The following is a 17,293-nucleotide window of genomic DNA, read 5'->3' as shown; positions in this document are numbered from 1 at the left end:
CAGCCTGGAGGCGGCTTATGTCGTAGGACCTGGATAGGCAGGGCTGCACGGGCCGCCCTGCGCCTGGGCAGACCCTGTGCCATTCACGCTCTCAAAAAATATCCGGCTCCGGCACAGCCCTCCCAAAGCCCGTCTCCAGAAAATCAAAATCGCATCCCTCATTGGCCTGCAGGATATGACGGCCGAACAGCCAGCCGTAGCCGCGTTGATAGCGCGCGGGCGGGGGCGTCCAGGCGGCGCGGCGGGTGGCGAGTTCTGAGTCGCTGACTTCCAGGTGGATGCGGCGGGCGGGCACGTCCACCGTGATGCGGTCGCCCGTGCGCACCAGGGCCAGCGGCCCGCCCACGGCGGACTCGGGAGAGCAGTGCAGCAGGCAGCCGCCGTAGCTGGTGCCGCTCATTCGGGCGTCGGACAGGCGCAGCATGTCTTTCACGCCTTTTTTCAGCAGCTTGGTGGGAATGGGCAGCATGCCCCATTCGGGCATGCCTGCGCCCTTGGGGCCGGCGTTGCGCAGCACCAGGATGTCTTCGCCGTTCACATCGAGATGGGGGTCGTCCACGGCCTGCTTGAGGCTGGGGTAGTCGTCGAATACCAGGGCGCGGCCCGTGTGGCGCAGCAGGTGCGGGGCGCAGGCGCTGGGCTTGATGACCACGCCGTCCGGCGCCAGGTTGCCGCGCAGCACGGCCAGCGACCCTTCTGCGTAGATGGGGCGGGACAGGGGGCGGATCACGTCGTCCTGGTGGACCTGGCTGCCTGCAATGTTCTCGCCCAGGGTCTTGCCGTTGACCGTCATGGCCCCGGTGTCCAGATGCGGGCGGATGCGTTCCAGCAGGGCGCGCAGGCCGCCTGCATAGAAGAAGTCCTCCATCAGATAGCGGTCGCCGCTGGGCCGGATGTTGGCGATCACGGGCACGCGGCGGCTGAAGGCGTCGAAGTCATCGAGGCTGACCGGATGGCCCGCGCGCCGCGACATGGCGATCAGGTGAATGATGGCGTTGGTGGAGCAGCCCATGGCCATGGCGCAGGCAATGCCGTTCTCGAAATGCGCACGCGTGAGCATGCGGGCGGGCGTGAGGTCTTCCCACACCATCTGCACGATGCGGCGGCCGCACTCGGCGCTCATGCGGATGTGGTTGGCGTCGGCGGCCGGAATGGACGAAGCGCCGGGCAGCGCCAGGCCCACGGCCTCGGCAATGCCCATCATGGTGGCCGCCGTGCCCATGGTCATGCAGGTGCCGTGGCTGCGGGCAATGCCGGCTTCCATCTCGCGCCAGGCCTGCTCGTCCAGGCGGCCGGCGCGGCGTTCGTCCCAGAACTTGAAGGCGTCCGAGCCCGAGCCCAGCACCTGCCCCTTCCAGTTGCCGCGCAGCATGGGGCCGGCCGGCAGGTAAATGAAGGGAAGGCCCATGGAAATCGCCCCCATGGTCAGCCCCGGCGTGGTCTTGTCGCAGCCGCCCATGAGCACGGCGCCGTCCACCGGGTGGCTGCGCAGCAGCTCCTCCGTCTCCATGGCCAGGAAGTTGCGATAGACCATGGTCGTGGGCTTGACCATGCTTTCCGACAGCGAGATGGCCGGCAGCTCCAGCGGAAAGCCGCCCGCCTGCAGCACGCCGCGCTTGACGTCTTCCACGCGCTGCCTGAAGTGGGCATGGCACTGGTTGGCATCGCTCCAGGTGTTGACGATGGCGATCACGGGCTTGCCCATCCAGTCCTCATAGCCATAGCCCATCTGCAGCACGCGCGAGCGGTGGCCGAAGGAGCGGAAATCATCGGGAGCAAACCAGCGTGCGCTGCGCAGGGATTCGGGGGAACGTGTCATGGTTGTGGGGCTCCTCAGTAGCTGCCGGCGGTGGATGCGGGCCCTGGCGGCTTCGCGGCCAGCGGCCTTTTTCTGAATCGCGCCGCCGCCGCATCCAGCCCGTCGCGCAGCAAGAGCGTGTCCAGCGCCACGGCCACGAACTGCGCGCCCAGCTCCAGGCATTCGCGCGCCCGTGCCTCGTCCACCATCAGGATCCCCGGCGCCTTGCCGCAGGCGCGGATGCGGGCGATGGCCTGGTCGATGGCCCGGTTCACCACAGGGTGGCGCGCCTGGCCCGGATAGCCCAGGCTGGCCGACAGGTCGGCGGGGCCGATGAAGATGCCGTCCACGCCATCGACGGCCGCAATCGCCTCGATCTGGTCCAGCGCCTCGGCCGTCTCCACCTGCACCAGCAGGCACAGCTCGTCGGCCGCACATGCCACATAGTCGGCCGTTCGCCCGAAGTTGGCCGCGCGAGTGGAACCGCCCATGCCGCGCATGCCCTGGGGTGCATAGCGCATGGCGCGCACGGCATCCCGCGCTTGCTGCGCGTTCTGCACAAAGGGCAGCAGCAGGGACTGGGCGCCCAGGTCCAGGTAGCGCTTGATCAGCACCGCACCGTTGCAGGCGGGCCGCACCACGGCATGCACGGGCAGGGCGCCCGGTGCGGGCAGGGCGGCGGCCACGGCCTGCAGCTGGCCCAGCATCAGCGGCACGTCGGTGGGCGTGTGCTCGGTATCGAGCAGCACCCAGTCGTAGCCCGCGCCGCCGATCATCTCGCAGACAAAGGGGGAGGGAATGGTGGACCACAGGCCGATCTGCGGGCGGCCTTCGCGCAGCGCGCGCTTGAACGTATTGGCGGGCAGCATGCTCATGGGGACTCTCCTGAAGCTGTTCACTGGACCTGGATGTTTCCCTTGCGCACCACCTCGCTCCAGCGCGCCACCTCGGCGGCGATGAAGCTGGCGGCCTGGGCGGGCGTGCCCGGCGTGGGCTCGTTGCTCATGGCGGTCAGGCGGGCCACCACCTCGGGCTCGGCGAGGAGGGACTGGCAGGCCTGGTTGAGCCGCTCCACCACATCGGCCGGCATGCCCGGCGGCCCCGCCAGGCTGGTCCATGAATAGTTGACGACCTGCGGCTGGCCGGCCTCGGCCATGGTGGGCACATCGGGCAGGGCCGCCAGGCGCCGGTCGCCTGCCACGGCCAGCGCACGCAGCTTGCCCGCCTGCGCAAAGCCCACGGCCGAGGTGGCGGGCACGAACAGCAGGTCTGCCTGGCCGCCCATCACATCGGTCATGGCGGGCACATCGCCCTTGTAGGGAACGTTGTTGAAGCTCACGCCGGCCGCCTGGCGCAGCAGCTCCGTCGTCACATGGCTGGACGAGCCAATGCCCGTCAGCGCCACATTCACCGTGCCGGGGCTGGCCTGGGCCAGGGCCACCACATCGGCCACCGAAGCGACCTTCAGCCTGGGCGAGGCCAGCAGCAGCATGGGCACGCGCCCCAGCATGGCAATGTGCGTGAAATCCCGCCGCGTGTCGTACCTCACGTTGGGATTGACCAGCTGGTTGATGGCATGCGTGCCCGGCCCGCCAATCACCAGCGTGTAGCCATCGGCCCGCGCCCGCGCCACGGCCTCGGAGGCCAGCGAGCCATTCACGCCGGGCCGGTTCTCCACCACCACGGGCTGGCCCAGGCGCTGCGACAGGCGCTCTCCCACAAGCCGGCCCACCACATCGGTCTGGCCACCGGGAGGGAAGGGAATCACCAGCGTGATCGGCCGGATGGGCCAGGCAGCCTCGGCCTGGGCCTGGGACTGGGCCGGGGCCGGGGCCGGGGCCAGCATCGAGGCCGGAGCCAGGGCCGCAGCCAGCAGGCGCGCCATGGCGCTGCGGCGGTTGGAGAGCGAAGGGCGCATGGTGGTCTCCTCTTGAATGATTGCGCAATCATTTCAAGCAAAGGCAGCGCTCTCCATTCGGACGTACGAGGGGAAACAATCAGACCGTGCTGATGGACATCATCGTTAACATGACCACGCAATCATCCTCAAGCCGCCTCTCCATCGCCATTCCAGGCAAAGGCCTCGCATGACCCTCCGCACCCTGCGCAACGCCAATGCGCCCACGCTCAAGGACCTGGCCCGCATTGCCGGCGTGTCGCCCATCACCGCCTCGCGCGCGCTGCACCGGCCTGAACTGGTGGCCGAGGCCACGCGGCTGCGCGTGGCGCAGGCCGTGGAGCAATCGGGCTACGTGCCCAACTCCCTGGCGGGCGGGCTGACCTCGCGCCAGACGCGGCTGGTGGCGGCCATCGTGCCTTCGGTGGGGCACTCGCTGTTTTCCGACATGCTCGATGCGCTCATCCACACCCTGGCCGCGCAGCGCTATGAAACCACGCTGGGCATCTCCAGCTATGACCCGGAGCATGAGGAAACCTGGCTGGCCGCCATGCTCAGCCGCCGCCCGGACGGCATCGTGCTCACCGGCACCGAGCACACGGCCCGCACGCGGCGCCTGCTGGTCAATGCCGACGTGCCCGTGGTCGAACTCTGGGACTACCAGCCCCATCCGCTGGACATGGTGGTCGGCTTCTCGCAGGAAGACGCGGGCCGCGCCGCCTTCCGCCACCTGGCCGCCTGTGGCTACCGGCGCCCGGCCATCCTGCGCGCCGACGACAGCCGCGCCGCCCGCCGTGCCCTGGGCTTCACCCGCGCCGCAGCAGAGGCCGGTGCCCCGGTTCCCGCGCAAATCGTCTTCTCGGAAGCCATCCCCCAATCCGGCCGTGGCCGCGATGCCCTGAGCGCCCTGCGCGCCCAGGCACCAGAGGCCGATGCCGTCTTCTGCAGCTCCGATGCGCTGGCGCAAGGCGTTCTCTCCCACGCCCACGCGCTGGGCCTGCGCATGCCAGAGGAATTCGGCGTGCTGGGTTTTGGCGACCAGGCCCTGGCGCTGGACGCCTGGCCCGCCCTGTCCACCGTGCGCGTGGACGGCGCCGCCATCGGCCGCCTGGGCGCAGAGGCGCTGATTGCGCGCATGGCCGGTGGCGTGGCGGCGGCCGCGCAGGATATGGGGTTTGAGGTGGTGGGGAGGGGGAGTACGCGAGGGCACGAAGATGCGCGCTGAACGCCAGCGTGAGGCGATGGCCGGGCAACGCAGGAAGACCGGCTTTATCTCAGTATCAGCAAGACGCCGCGCTTGTCCATAACCGGGCCCAGCCCATGCCCAGCAGGCCGGCGCCCAGTACCAGCCAATGCTCGCCGGCAAGGCCGGGCCGGGTCCTGTTCCACTGCCAAGAGCGCGGGCGCCAGGGCGACGGCGGGCCGGCCCGGGCGCCTGCGCCAAGGGTAGGCGTATTACGACGCACAGGAAGGCGTTGGCCCGATGGCTGTACCGAGGGCCACACCGCATCCTGAAGGCGTTACGGACCAAAGCCCCACCATGAACACAGAACTGCTGGACCCCCCACGTACCGAGCTGGCCGCTGGCGCAGGCACGCTTGAGCCTTCTTTCCTGCATGTGCCGCTCTACGAGCGCCTGGCCAACCATCTGCCCACCGAACAGGAGCGCCAGGCTGCTGCGGACTTCCTGAACGGCGTGATCGCCGAGACCTCTGCCGATGCCGATGGCCTGCCGGACAACCCGGAGCACCTGACCGACTGGATGCGTGCCAATGTCGAAAAAGTGCACGCCCAGTACCAGGCCTACCTGGCAGAGCGCAAGGCGGGTGCGGCACGCCGCTACTTCGGCAACCGCGCCCATGCGCTGTACTTCCTGCGCAATGTGGCACCTACCAAGCTGGTGGACGGTTCCTGGCTGTACGGCCTGTGCGCGCATGCGGGCAACTCACGCATGTCGGACCTGGTCACCACCTATGTGGAAGAACTGGGCGACGGCATGGCCGACAAGAACCACGTCAAGCTCTACCGGGAACTCCTGGCCAGGTATGGCCTTGATCCCGTGGAGGACCTGCCCGACGAGCTGTACCGGCAGGGGCTGGTACAGCTGGCGCTGGGCTGGAATGCGCAGCAGTTCCTGCCCGAGATCGTGGGATTCAACCTGGGCTATGAGCAATTGCCGCTGCACCTGCTCATCACCGCCTACGAACTCAATGAACTGGGAATAGACCCCTACTACTTCACGCTGCATGTGACCGTGGACAACGCCGACACCGGCCATGCCCGGCGCGCCTGCATTGCCGCCTGGGAGAACGCGCCGCGCATTGACGATGGCGGCGAATACTGGCGCCGCGTACGCGCGGGCGCCCGGCTGGCAGACACGGGCACCAGCACGCTGGACGTGATCAGGTCGTTCGATATCGAAGCTGAGGTGGTGCGCATCCTGGCGCGCAAATCGCCTTCCGGGCATGGCGCGCACTCGGACTTCTGCAAGGTGGCCGGCCGCAGCGTCAATGACTGGGTGTCCCGTCCGCAGGACATCCCTGCCTTCTTGGCCGCGCTGGAGCAGGCACGCTGGATACAACGCAACCGGCCTGCGGAGGAAAGCCGCTTCTGGCAGCTGCTGCAGGGCGAGCGGGCAGAGATGTTCGGTGTTTTCTCTCCCTATGAGCTGCAAGTCATTCATGACTGGCTGCGCGGGCCGGCCAGTGCGGATGGTGCCTCCTTCGAATCCGTGGCCGAGCCCGGCAAACCGGCGCGGCGCATGAGCTTTCGCGTGGCCGAGCGCCTGCGCACATCCCGTGGTGCGCGGCCGGACCCGGGCCGCAGCGCGCAGGAACTGGACACCGACCTGATGCTCTTCGAGCAGCGCTACCCCACGCTAGATCCAGCGGCCCAGCATGAGTTGCTGGTACAGGCCATGTCACCGGGCCTGCACTGGACGCCCCTGGGCCTGCGCGCCACCCGCCTGTTCCTGGGCCGGTAGGCCATTTGACCCCTCTTTACCTACCCGGGAAAAATCATCTGGTCATTGGGCAAGACGGGCTTGCTCTTTGACCCATTCCCGGCTTTTGCCTCGCACGCACCATTCGGGGTTTTTGACCCAGTCCGTGAAATAAATATTTGGATGGCCTTCTAATATATTGCAGCGTGTATATCCTAATCTTGGCATGGCGTAATACTGAAAAGGTGTAACAACAAGAAGGCAGAAGAGCATAATTCCTCCCCCTGTGATTACAGAGATCGCAAGAATGCGCTCTGAGATTATTTGAGTGTTTGCTTTGCAGGGGATTGCTTTTTGTATCACTGATGCAAGTATCGTAAATCCCATTATCGGGAAATTTACCCCGACCAAATCACCAGGTGTGATTCTTACCGAGGGGGCTGAATTCCTTAAATCGGCGATTGTTTTTAGAAATGAATGTTCTGTATTCCAAATTGAGAAAACCAAAACAAATATAATTGATGGAATTCCATATATCAATGATTTTCTGACATCGGCTAGGTTGTTGTTTTTCATTTCGATATCCATCAATCTCTACGGCTGATAGGGAGTGCCAGATTGTCTGGCTGCATCCAAAGATTCGATTTTGCTATTTATTCTTTCATGGATGCCGCCTAGTTAAACGAGGTAATGAAGGTGGCACTGGTTTCCCATAGGCACCACGTCAATCAGCTTTAAAATGAAAACACCTTGAATGCCATTTCATAAAGCTCGATGAGCTGAATTATTTGTACAGACGGGATTGCTCATTAACCCATTCCCGGCTTTTGCCACGCACGCACCAGGTGGGATTCTTTACCCAGTCTGTAAAATAAATAGTGGGGTGGTCTTTCAAAATATTGCAGCGTGTATAGCCTAATTTTGGCATGGCATAGTATTGCAAAGGGGTTATTACAAGAAGACAAGTAATCATGATCACTACTCCCGTGATTGTGGTAATAGTGAAAATGCGCTCTGAGATTTTCAGGATACTTGATCTGCAAGGAATTGATTTTTGTACAAGAAAAATAATTCCTGTGAGTGACATTATTGGGAAATACGCCACAAGCAAACTGGATGGTGTAATTCTTACTGATGGAGCGGAATTTTTTAGATCAATTATTGTGTTTAGAAATGAATATTTCGTACTCCATATTGATAGTGCTGAAACCAATAGAAGGGAAGGAATGCCATGGATTAAAGATTTTCTGAATTCAGTCAAGCTATTTTTTTTCATCTTGGTATGTATTAACATCTTCGATTTATGGGGCATAGTTGATTTTCAGATGCTTTAGATGGATTGGTAAATTCAATTTTTGTTTTTTCATGATTTTCACTGAATTCTTCCATGCTAACATTGACGCGATATAGTCCCGATGGTGTACTATTTGTTGAAATTTTTAATGTATTAATTACATTTATCTTAATTTCAAAAATTTTATCGATTTCATTTAAAAATATTCCGCTCACAAACACGGCTAACGCCATGAAAGCTAAAGGCAAAATAGCAAGAGTTGTTGTGCTGACAGCAAACGCTCCTCCTATGCTGATACCAACCATCGTCGCCAACCCAGCCTTGACAGCCTCCACTCCAATCCCTCCCACAAGGTCATGCATGGTCTTCTCGTCGTTGAAGATGAAGTCCAATGTCTCCACGCCGATACCCACAACCAAGCTCAAGATGAAGCCCCCTCTGGCCACGCCTTGAAAGCCGCGCATGCCCAGACCCATCTGGACCATGCGGGGATTGGTGGTGAGAAAGCGCGTGCCCTGCAGCAGATTGCCGCGAAACCCGGCTCGGCCCGTGATGATGATATAGGTGCCTTTGGGCGTCGCCTTGACATAGGTACGCGCACCGGCAAGGCGCAATGCAATCAGCGTTCTGGTGAACAGGTACGCGTCATTGGCCAACATGGAGGCGGGGATGGTCCAGGGTTTGCCGGCATTGGGGCTGGCCGTCTGCGTCCAATACCGGCCCAGGGCGCTTTGGGCCAGGATGGCGCGCAGGCTGGCCGTCAGGCGCGGGTCATTGCGTGACCTGTCTTGCAGGACGCCTAGGAACTCTTGCGGCGTGAGTACCACCACGTCCACCTGCTGGCTGTCCATGGCACGGGTGATCTGCCTGTTGAAGGCCTTTTCATAGCTGATATACGGGCGGGTGAGATCTGTGGATGTTGCCATGGCCTGCAAGCGAATGGTTAATGGAATGAATAAGGAAATGGTGGTTTGCCAAATGCCAGAAGAATCACAAACGCAGGCCTACCCTCGGTCCTGTGAGAAATCAGGTCCGATCAAGGTATGGGAGTGGGAATTGCGCGTTCGCAATCATTCCCAAGGCCAATGTCAATCAATGGCCTGGGAATTCCGTTGTGAGAGTCCGGCTATTTGATTTCTTGGGTATCTGGAAGTCAAGCAGAAAGGCTGGTGACTGATTATTTTCAGATTATTCCTAGATGCATATACGAGATGCATGTCTTGAGTGCAGTCGATATGGATTTGGAATGGGGAAGAGGGCGGTGACAAGGCTTTGCCAGCCAGTGCAGCCATTTGCCCCGGTGGACGCAGGCCGCCGGCACCGCCGTGCTGCGGGCCTTTGCGGCCACAGGCACGGCACAGTGGTGATGCGGTCATGAAGACCCGGTACAAGGAAACCGCGCGCAGCGGGCTGGCGGTCCATATCATCGGGTGCTGTGCGGGCACGGCAGCACAGCCCCAACCGCAACGGCCAGCCGCCATCATCCAGCCCGTTCACAACCTCGTACATCCATGACAGCCGGTGAAAAATTGAAGGCCTGGGCACGACGCATCAAGCGCGATGGCGTCACCCTGTGGTTTGCCTGCAAGAGCCCGCAGACGCCCTGGTATGCCAAGGCCTTGGGCGCCTTCGTGGTCGCCTACGCCCTGAGCCCCATCGACCTGATCCCCGACTTTATCCCCGTGCTGGGCTATGTGGATGACGTCCTGCTGCTGCCCGCGCTGATCTGGCTCACCGTGCGGCTGCTTCCCCCTGCCGTGCTGGCCGACAGCCGCCAGCAGGCCGAGGCCTGGATGCAGGCCCAAGGCCGCAAGCCCCCAAGCCGTGCCGGAGTCGCCCTGGTGGTGGGCGTCTGGCTATGCGTTTGCGTGGGGGCCTTCCTTGTGTTCCGAGGGCGCTGGAGTCTTTGAGCGCGGAGCCTTGTCGGGCTGAGCGGCGGCGGCGGGCGGACAACAGTCAGGATGCGTGCGCTGCGCCAGAGCGCTGTATCATTGCGTCCAGGTGCTGAACACACCTTCACAGGCGGTCCCGCCACACTCCCGAAAGCAGTTGGACGTACTCACAGGAGGCCTTATGGCTGCTTTCCTTGCGGGCGTATCAATGCCCGAACCCTCTCCCAATCCTTTGCGTGGTCCCGTGCTTCTAGCGCATGGGCATTCCTTTGCTTCAGTCGCCAAGCGCGCTCATTGAGGAGTTGCCATGCTGTACTTTCAACTTTCCGAGCCGGAGTACAACAGCCTCCGGCGCGTGCAGGATCAGTTGGGGCTAATTTCCAGTTTGATCATTGGCGCCTACCCGGGGCATGCCTTGGAGCCGGTGACTTCTGGGCAATTGCTTGCGTTTATTCAGGCGCAGGAAGAGGCGCTTGAGGGGGTGATGGGGGAGTTAGTGAGCGCGGGGTGGTGCGGGGGACGGATTGACTGGGTGGCCGCACTGGGAGGCTACGCATGATATGCGTGGCCTTTCTGGGTGGTTGGGGGCTGCTAGCGGGGTTGGGAGCACGTGGAGAGCGAGTCTATTGAGGACTGCTCTCGGCCAATTGCTGACATCCACGAAACGTTTACGAAGGTCCGATCCTGTCCGAAGCGGCGCAACGAGATGTCGTACGAGAAAATCATATGCAACCCCTCTCAGATTGGAAAAGTTGCAGTATTGATTGACTTCCAAGCTGCTAGTGGCAATGCAGTCAAAGCCCTATAATGATTTCGTCCAATTTCTAAAAAAATGACCGATCTATCACCTGATGCCTTTTATGAGCTTCCAGCTCCACTCCGTAGTCAGCTTCTCGTCTTATGGGGAAAGGCGCACAAAGTGGCCGACACAAGCGCCGGATTCTCAGGTGAAATTGTCTTTCTCGATAACGGCAATGGCGTTTTTCCCCGCATGACCTGCGCCAAATTCCCACGATGGCGCCAAGATCTCACACCAGCTTTGCGCGCGGAGCGCTTCTTGCGTGAGATCAAGCTGCAAGCAGCGGCTCACTATCATCCAAACGTACATTGGCCGTTTAACGTCAAGTTCATCCTTGGAGTTCCAATTGCTTTTTTCCGGCGCTGGGAGGGCGATCTATCCGACTTCATCGAAGATTCTCACTGGGGTGATCTTGGTCGCTTGTCGCTGATAATTCAGCTCACGGCAGGACTGGCGCACTGCCACGCCCGTGGCTTGGTCCATCAAGATCTGAAGCCGCAAAATGTCTTCGTTCGAGATCTCCAGTCGACCTTTTCGCTGCCGCCGACTGATTTGTGGTTGCGCCCCTTAGTCGCGGACTTTGGTAGCGTCAATCTTGCGGCCGACGTCGGTGAGTTCACAGGTTCTCGACCCTATATGGCACCCGAACAATGGCAGCAGACTGAGCTCGGTGAATGGACCAGCGTGTTCGTGCTTGGAATCATGCTCCACGAGATCATGTCGCGCGGCATCCATCCGATGGGCGAGCGCAGCCACGACTGGCATCATCAAATCAATCCTGGCTTCAATCGCTGGCAGCAGAACAACCGCTGGCGCGCATGGGTTAAGAAAGGTTGCCCGATCGCGCAACCGCTTCCTGATCACGATCTAGCGGATCTGGTGGCGGCTTGCCTCGCGCCGTCCACCACTGCTCGCCCGTCCTTGCACGAAGTCCAGGCAGTACTGCTCGGCCTAATGCACCAGCGATCCGCCACCGCGGCGAAACATGTCAATCTTTTTCTCGACGCGGCCGAGAGCCAGAGCGCAGCAGAGGAGTGGCAGCACCTCAAGGGCTGTGTCGAAGGTCTAGAGCGCTCCATCAAGGCTCACTATCCGCGAAACGCGGAGTGATCCTTGTTTCCTGCTGTTTGCTTGCGGCTGGACGAAGCACGTAGCTACCAAAGTTCGGTAGATGTGCGGAAAGTAAATCTCCGAGCCTATTCGACTCAAACCCGCTGCCTGTTTTCCACCTCGCTTCAGTCGAACCCGAGATAGGCAGCAATGTCTGGAATGGGTCGGTCTGCGACAGTCGCGGATCGGCCAGTAGCAGCCAATCAGGCTAAGGGGAATCAGTCGTTAACCATTTTAATTGGCAGTCCAGTCATCTACGCTGACTCAATGAACAGTTGGGATTATTACGAGAATTCAACTGAGAATTTGAAAGGGTGCGATGTCAATCCAAGATACCGACCCTTCTTATTAAGCGTAAAGTAGACAGTAAACCCTGTGTAACTATATTCGTTTTTATTTCTGTCTGCCTCAAAACCAAGTTCCACGCGAAAGTCAGCGTCTTTCTCGGATTGAAATGGACCAACAACTATCGAGTTGAGAAACCATTCCCCACTGTCTTTCATAAAAGACTCCAGTAGTGCAATCGATTTCTTCTTTATTAAAAAATATTCAGAAATTATTATCTTCGCGTCTTCAAGAGCCGCGATACTGGGCGCCTCATCGGTACCATAAAGAAATAACTCTGTCCCATCTTCTGTTTGCGAAAACCATGCATTTGTTTCTTTTTCTTTTTTCAATTTATCAAGATCAAACATGCAGAGGTGATTTTAGTAGTAAAAGATGAAGAATAATACATTGCACTGGCCCCTAACGCCATACAAGTCTAGTCGGCGCTCTTTCTATGCCTTCACAATGACTGCTTAACGGCGGCCCAATGAAGGTCTCCTGTGGGTCGACCAACGACGGTCGTGCTCCAGCTAAGAGGTGACGGCCACTTATTGAAAGAGCAGCCATTCAATGTAGTGATTAAGCGCCTCTGCATTTAGCCTCAGTGGGGCCATACAGTCAGCCGCTACCTACTGGCGTGCCAAGAAGCCGGCGAACTGGGCATGACGGCGTAGAGTTATCCGGACTTGCTCACAAATACTCGATGGCATCGTATTCGCAGGACTAAACACCTTCATTTCGATTATGGCATTCTGGGGCGAGGTACCATTTCTCACCACAAGAACGTCAGCCCTCAATTTTCCGTGTGCCGATGTAATACTCTGCTCATGTTCGGCAGCGAGTCCGAGAGCTCTGAAGGTCTTCGCAAGGCGTTTCCCTAATGCCGTTGGTGAGGTGGTGACGGATTCGTACCAAACCCGTGCCATTTCGGCGCGATCGGACTCTCGCTCCCGGAGCGGCTTGTAAGAGCTTGGATCCCATGTGCCATTTACTATCGAAAAGAAGTGGGTATTCCTGAATCTATCCAGATACGAATTGTGCAATACATACTCGTCGTTGTTGAGCTCTTTACATAGCGGATGAAGGTCTGCTGCTGCTACTGGGACGAGCCTAAGGTCAAAGTACAGACGTGCACGATTCAAATCACGTAACGGCAGTTGTTTGCGATCATCTTCGTTGAGTTGACGATACCAAGCATTCCAATCGAGCTTATAGCCTTGGCGAGCATCGGTGAACTGCTGCACCCGCGTAATGCGCTGACCATCGGTAACAGGCCAGAGCATAATTACCTGATAGGTGGACAAGTCGTGCAGCGAATGAACATGCTCACTAAGGCGAAGCCCTGTATGCTCAATCGCAGCCCCGATTGTGTCAGTCGAGCGACTTATCTCCTCAAGGTCTTCACGGATAAGTGTAAAATCCGAAAGATCGCGGTCATTATGAAAACGAAAGGTTTCTTCGATGATATTTGGCCACTCGCTTTTGGATGGTCCGGCCAGAGAAAAGTCTTGTTTGAGAAGAATTCTCCGATTCCTGGTCGTTGCGTCAGCGAGTGATTTCTGAAAATCGCGACTGGTGGTCAACCAGAGAAATAGAATCCGGGTGTTTCGGAGTTCGCCGCGATCGAGTAGTGCCAATGCCTCGACAAAGGAAGTCGGTACAGCGGTCTTTTGTGCTGCCGCTTCCTCATACTGATCGACCACTGCGACCATGAGATTTTTCGGTGTGTGCGCAATTCGCTGCGCTTCAGCAGCGACGACACCTGCGAGTTCGGTCGGAGACTCGACGGCTTCGCGTGGCAACTGAAAGACATGAGCCTCTGGAAGGTGTGTGCCTAGTTCCAATGCCGCCGAGCTCTTCCCGCCACCGCTCTCGCCATAGATCGGGAGAAAACGAATGCCACCGGACAATTGCATACTCGCGTAAGCGGTTTTGACAAGAGCAAGAAGTGCCTGGTTGGCCTTAAGGCGTCCTCGAAACGCGAGGTCGAGATCTTCGTATCGTGATGGGAGCTTTAGCGGGTTAGAGGTGTTGTTCATGCGGAAGCCTAGGGTTGATTCTCAAGGTGTTTTCTGATTATCTTAGATATACGGACTTAAGCCACGGGAGACTGTGCTCGCGGTTCTATGCGGCCAACTAATGCATCCCAAAAACCTCCCTGGCTATTCTAAACACCGAATCCTCCTGAAAGTGGCTTGCAGGCTGTATTTTGGGCGGATGCGCTGTTTAGATGCAGATGTACGAATTTCATAAAATCCGACACTCCTGTTTTACGCTCCGCACGTCTGCTGAGCCATCCGGGAGTGCATGCGATGCCTTCACTATAGCCGCGACACCGAGACGGCTTACCTGCACTGAGTGCGGTTTACATCCGTCGGCATGGCCGTGCAAGTGCATGGGGCTACCCCTATGCTCGAAAAGCCTGTGTTGAAATTAGTTGCGGGTGGAGCGGTCAGCCCGGACTTCGGACCGTCACAGACCGCATTGCGATGGATGGAGCTATGTCTCCTTTGGGTCGAAAGCAGACCATCTACAAAATCAATTCCCATTCCCAACCATCTCCCGAGTCCCCCGACACCCCGCACCAAACGCCGAACACCCCCAAAACGCTTTCCCAGCCGCAGGCCCGCGCTTCGCCACGCGCTGAACCATGGCTTTCCCGCATTGAGGACAGCCAGGTATTGGGGCAGCGGCCGGTTGCACTGTGTCAAAAGCAGGCGCCGTCTTGACGGGCTCGACCACAGGCACAGGGCTCGCCAAAGGTGCAGAAGTCCGAGTCTTGAGGGCTGAAGCCGCTCCTGTCTGGGCCTTTGCTTCCTTCAGCAATTTCATGAGCGCGGCTCCGTCCATGAGGTGGATATTCCTCCCCGCAGCAAACGCCACAGCCTCCTGAGTGAACCGGCCAGAGGTCACTACAAAGCCGGCAGCAGCCCCATCAGCTGCCATGACGCCATAAAGCTCGCGCACCGTGGAAACGCCGACCTTGAAGGCTTTCCACTGCTTGCATTGCACCAGTGTCTTTTCGCCATTCTTCGAGAGCACCAGGTCCACGCCACCGTCGGGCCCGCCGCCACCGGTTTCCTTGACGCTGTAGCCGCGCCGCCGAAATCCCTCACCCACCAGCGTTTCAAACTCCCGCCATGACATGTTCTGCAGCGCATCCGCGCTGGAACTGGCCGAGGTGGTTTCGAACAACCGGCTGCGGCGGCGCTTGCGCACGGCGGAAATGGCCGCGCCGGCCAGGCAGATGAGGGGCAGGATGTACTGGCCACCGGTAGCCAAGCCCTGCCATATGGCCGTGGTGGCCAATTGGCCTATTTGCTGCGGGCTTTGCGCTGCAGGCAGGGGACGGATGGCAATGGAGTGCAGCACCATGTAGCTGGCGAGTGCCAATGCAATGCCCGCCCACCAGGGCAGCATGGCGACCAGATCCATGAGGTCTTCTGCCGTGCTGGTCTTTCGTTTTCTTGCCACTCCCGCTCCTCCATCGTTCAAATTGCCGAACATTTTGCAACATTTATGGGCGAGGCGAATTCCTGTGCCAATGGGTGCGGTGAAATCAAGAGAAATTGACACTGAGGATGTCTTCTGGCTGGCGATGAATGTGTGGAATGCGCTATTGATTGCATAGCAGGTGGTGCATGTCTGGTCTGCGAAATTCCTTGCCTTGTCATTTGGGGCAATGGACTGATCGTGCTCATTGCCATGGGTCGCGCAGGGGACAGGCGCCATTGGGTGTGAGAGAGCAGTCCCGCTGCTGTCCTTATCCCCAGTGCTGTATGAATTTGTGTCACTTGTTTGGGGGACATACAGGGCCATGGCGGCTACCTAGCATCCGGTCGACTGGAGCGCAAAAAGGGGGCGGGCGATGACTGCGGTGCGGTCATTTCTTCAACGCCGCCGCTTGTTTGCACACCGATTCGCGGCCGAATCCGGCCTTTCACCATCAGGAGCCTTCGCCATGTCCGACTCTGCAAATTCAAAGAATGCCTTCACCCCGTCTGCCGATATCTACAAGGGAATTTCCGTTCTCAGTTCAGAGGACTGGATCGGGCTGACGACGTTCTTCGAGTCTGCAGTCACCGACAACCCGACCACCACGGAGCTGATGCGCGCCATGCTGGGCATGCAGAAGCAGGATGCGTTTCGGCCGGAGTTCTCCGAAGCGGTGGAGCTGTTCGTCACGCTCAAGGGTGTCGGCCAGAAGTTCAAGGCCGATGTGCAGGACAAGATGCTGACCCTTGCCGACGATATCGTTCAGTACAACGATGTGGCGGCAACCACCTATGAGCGGTTGATCGAGCTGGTGGACCGTTTCGATCTGGAGGGGGCACCCACCCCATCGGCGGAGCCGGCGGTGGAAGCGAAATGGAAGGCCCTGGTCAAGGTTTGGGAAAGCGATACGCCCAGCGGGCGTTCGGAGCAGATCAAGCGCAATTTCAGCAGCGCGCTGGAGCAGTTGATTGAAGACGCCAATGCGCGTTCGGTGCGTGCCTTCGCGCTGCAGAACTCCATTCTTGACAACGGCAACGGAATACTGATGCGCCTGAATGCCTGCAAGACCGCATTCAACGGACAAAAGCAGAAGTTCACGACCACTCTGGGCGCCGAGGGTGCTGCCAACCAGAAGCTGAAGGCCGCCATGGAGAAGCTGGAGAACGACTTGAAGGCCCTGCGCCGCAAGGAAAAGGATGAAGTCATCGTGCTGTCCACGTCTCCGGCCTATCTGGCCATTCCGCTTTTCGGGCCGCTGATTCTGGCGGGGGTGGATATCGGTGTGGGTGCGGACCTTGCGGTCACGCGCAGGAAGATTGCCGAGAAGGTGGATGAGGTGAGAACCATCCAGGCCACGATGGCCACGAACGAGCGCTTCATCGGCTACTACAACCGGAGCAATGATCGCTTTGACAGCATCAGCAAGAGCATTGAAGACCTGGGTCCCAAGCTCAAGACGCTGGGCGAGGCATGGCGTGCGATTTCTGCCGATCTGGGCAACATACACAAGGTCTTGAGCACCACCGGCCGCAAGTCCCTGCAAGGGGAAAACTGGTTCAGCCTGACGGTGGTGCTGGGCACGGCCAAGAAGGGCTGGGCGCGTGTCGCCGGACAGGCAGACCATTTCCGCCGTTTTGGCGGCACGCCGAAAAAGGCGCAGAGCGTGGACCAACTGGTGGAGCTTGCCAGCAAGAAGGCAGCCTGAGCGATCTGCTCCGGCCTTTGTCCAACCGCTGCACA

General features: G+C 59.4%; 15 protein-coding genes. 7 read left to right on the top strand and 8 right to left on the bottom strand.

The annotated features are described in order from the left end of the window. Positions 1-91: 91 nt before the first annotated feature. The 3 genes from araD to CLV01_RS18630 are packed head-to-tail and all read right to left on the bottom strand — an operon-like array spanning position 92 to position 3,716. Complete coding sequence (gene araD / locus CLV01_RS18640) at positions 92-1,819, bottom strand: L-arabinonate dehydratase (RefSeq protein ID WP_099733533.1); 1,728 nt, start codon at positions 1,817-1,819, stop codon at positions 92-94. 14 nt (positions 1,820-1,833) lie between these two features. Continuing rightward, positions 1,834-2,673 (bottom strand): HpcH/HpaI aldolase family protein, encoded by an 840-nt coding sequence (locus CLV01_RS18635; RefSeq protein WP_099733534.1) that lies wholly within the window; start codon positions 2,671-2,673, stop codon positions 1,834-1,836. Positions 2,674-2,693: 20 nt separating this feature from the next. Then, complete coding sequence (locus tag CLV01_RS18630; protein ID WP_099733535.1) at positions 2,694-3,716, bottom strand: Bug family tripartite tricarboxylate transporter substrate binding protein; 1,023 nt, start codon at positions 3,714-3,716, stop codon at positions 2,694-2,696. A gap of 169 nt (positions 3,717-3,885) precedes the next feature. Here CLV01_RS18630 and CLV01_RS18625 point away from each other — a divergent pair, with 169 nt between their 5' ends. Both CLV01_RS18625 and CLV01_RS18620 read left to right on the top strand, forming a co-directional pair. After that, entirely contained in the window at positions 3,886-4,920 is a 1,035-nt protein-coding gene (locus tag CLV01_RS18625) for a LacI family DNA-binding transcriptional regulator (RefSeq protein WP_099733536.1), read from the top strand. Positions 4,921-5,235: 315 nt separating this feature from the next. Further along, positions 5,236-6,678 carry an iron-containing redox enzyme family protein gene (locus tag CLV01_RS18620; RefSeq protein ID WP_099733537.1) on the top strand — a complete coding sequence of 481 codons (1,443 nt, stop codon included), beginning with the start codon at positions 5,236-5,238 and terminating at the stop codon, positions 6,676-6,678. A 42-nt stretch (positions 6,679-6,720) separates the two neighbouring features. Here the strand turns inward: CLV01_RS18620 and CLV01_RS29690 are convergent, their stop codons facing one another. Further along, a complete protein-coding gene (locus CLV01_RS29690; RefSeq protein ID WP_257221391.1) occupies positions 6,721-7,212 on the bottom strand; it encodes a hypothetical protein in 492 nt (163 codons plus the stop codon). A gap of 395 nt (positions 7,213-7,607) precedes the next feature. On the opposite strand from CLV01_RS29690, the gene CLV01_RS29220 reads away from it, so the two are divergent. Continuing rightward, positions 7,608-7,970, top strand: coding sequence for a hypothetical protein (locus CLV01_RS29220; RefSeq protein WP_180288428.1), 363 nt, complete (start codon positions 7,608-7,610; stop codon positions 7,968-7,970). On the opposite strand, the gene CLV01_RS18605 is transcribed toward CLV01_RS29220, so the two are convergent. Next, the gene (locus tag CLV01_RS18605) at positions 7,924-8,856 is read right to left on the bottom strand and encodes a hypothetical protein (RefSeq protein ID WP_099735109.1); all 933 of its coding nucleotides are present in this window, start codon (positions 8,854-8,856) and stop codon (positions 7,924-7,926) included. The two genes, CLV01_RS29220 and CLV01_RS18605, sit on opposite strands and share 47 nt — an antisense overlap. 585 nt (positions 8,857-9,441) lie before the next feature. On the opposite strand from CLV01_RS18605, the gene CLV01_RS18600 reads away from it, so the two are divergent. The 3 genes from CLV01_RS18600 (at position 9,442) to CLV01_RS18590 (ending at position 11,731) form a co-directional block, all read left to right on the top strand. Beyond that, on the top strand, positions 9,442-9,840 hold the full coding sequence (locus CLV01_RS18600) for a YkvA family protein (protein ID WP_099733540.1): 399 nt from the start codon (positions 9,442-9,444) through the stop codon (positions 9,838-9,840). Between the two features lie 289 nt (positions 9,841-10,129). Continuing rightward, the gene (locus CLV01_RS18595) at positions 10,130-10,381 is read left to right on the top strand and encodes a hypothetical protein (RefSeq protein ID WP_257221390.1); all 252 of its coding nucleotides are present in this window, start codon (positions 10,130-10,132) and stop codon (positions 10,379-10,381) included. 360 nt (positions 10,382-10,741) lie between these two features. Further along, complete coding sequence (locus CLV01_RS18590) at positions 10,742-11,731, top strand: protein kinase domain-containing protein (protein ID WP_180288427.1); 990 nt, start codon at positions 10,742-10,744, stop codon at positions 11,729-11,731. 284 nt (positions 11,732-12,015) lie between these two features. Here CLV01_RS18590 and CLV01_RS28915 read toward each other — a convergent pair whose 3' ends face one another. The 3 genes from CLV01_RS28915 to CLV01_RS18580 form a co-directional block, all read right to left on the bottom strand. Next, positions 12,016-12,426, bottom strand: coding sequence for a hypothetical protein (locus CLV01_RS28915; protein ID WP_143290018.1), 411 nt, complete (start codon positions 12,424-12,426; stop codon positions 12,016-12,018). 261 nt (positions 12,427-12,687) lie between these two features. After that, positions 12,688-14,097: a hypothetical protein gene (locus CLV01_RS18585; RefSeq protein ID WP_099733543.1), complete on the bottom strand. Its 1,410-nt coding sequence runs from the start codon at positions 14,095-14,097 to the stop codon at positions 12,688-12,690. Between the two features lie 499 nt (positions 14,098-14,596). Further along, positions 14,597-15,532: a restriction endonuclease gene (locus CLV01_RS18580; RefSeq protein ID WP_099735110.1), complete on the bottom strand. Its 936-nt coding sequence runs from the start codon at positions 15,530-15,532 to the stop codon at positions 14,597-14,599. A gap of 430 nt (positions 15,533-15,962) precedes the next feature. Here CLV01_RS18580 and CLV01_RS18575 point away from each other — a divergent pair, with 430 nt between their 5' ends. Then, on the top strand, positions 15,963-17,258 hold the full coding sequence (locus CLV01_RS18575) for an alpha-xenorhabdolysin family binary toxin subunit A (RefSeq protein ID WP_257221388.1): 1,296 nt from the start codon (positions 15,963-15,965) through the stop codon (positions 17,256-17,258). Positions 17,259-17,293 lie beyond the last annotated feature (35 nt).

Origin of the sequence: Delftia sp. 60, assembly GCF_002754395.1 — a bacterium.
Classification (GTDB): Bacteria; Pseudomonadota; Gammaproteobacteria; order Burkholderiales; family Burkholderiaceae_C; genus Comamonas; species Comamonas acidovorans.
This window is presented reverse-complemented; position numbering and strand designations above follow the sequence as displayed.

Coding starts and splice junctions, on each gene's coding strand:
- araD (WP_099733533.1), bottom strand. CDS start 1,819: ATGACACGTTCCCCCGAATCCCTGCGCAGCGCACGCTGGTTTGCTCCC.
- CLV01_RS18635 (WP_099733534.1), bottom strand. CDS start 2,673: ATGAGCATGCTGCCCGCCAATACGTTCAAGCGCGCGCTGCGCGAAGGC.
- CLV01_RS18630 (WP_099733535.1), bottom strand. CDS start 3,716: ATGCGCCCTTCGCTCTCCAACCGCCGCAGCGCCATGGCGCGCCTGCTG.
- CLV01_RS18625 (WP_099733536.1), top strand. CDS start 3,886: ATGACCCTCCGCACCCTGCGCAACGCCAATGCGCCCACGCTCAAGGAC.
- CLV01_RS18620 (WP_099733537.1), top strand. CDS start 5,236: ATGAACACAGAACTGCTGGACCCCCCACGTACCGAGCTGGCCGCTGGC.
- CLV01_RS29690 (WP_257221391.1), bottom strand. CDS start 7,212: ATGAAAAACAACAACCTAGCCGATGTCAGAAAATCATTGATATATGGA.
- CLV01_RS29220 (WP_180288428.1), top strand. CDS start 7,608: ATGATCACTACTCCCGTGATTGTGGTAATAGTGAAAATGCGCTCTGAG.
- CLV01_RS18605 (WP_099735109.1), bottom strand. CDS start 8,856: ATGGCAACATCCACAGATCTCACCCGCCCGTATATCAGCTATGAAAAG.
- CLV01_RS18600 (WP_099733540.1), top strand. CDS start 9,442: ATGACAGCCGGTGAAAAATTGAAGGCCTGGGCACGACGCATCAAGCGC.
- CLV01_RS18595 (WP_257221390.1), top strand. CDS start 10,130: ATGCTGTACTTTCAACTTTCCGAGCCGGAGTACAACAGCCTCCGGCGC.
- CLV01_RS28915 (WP_143290018.1), bottom strand. CDS start 12,426: ATGTTTGATCTTGATAAATTGAAAAAAGAAAAAGAAACAAATGCATGG.
- CLV01_RS18585 (WP_099733543.1), bottom strand. CDS start 14,097: ATGAACAACACCTCTAACCCGCTAAAGCTCCCATCACGATACGAAGAT.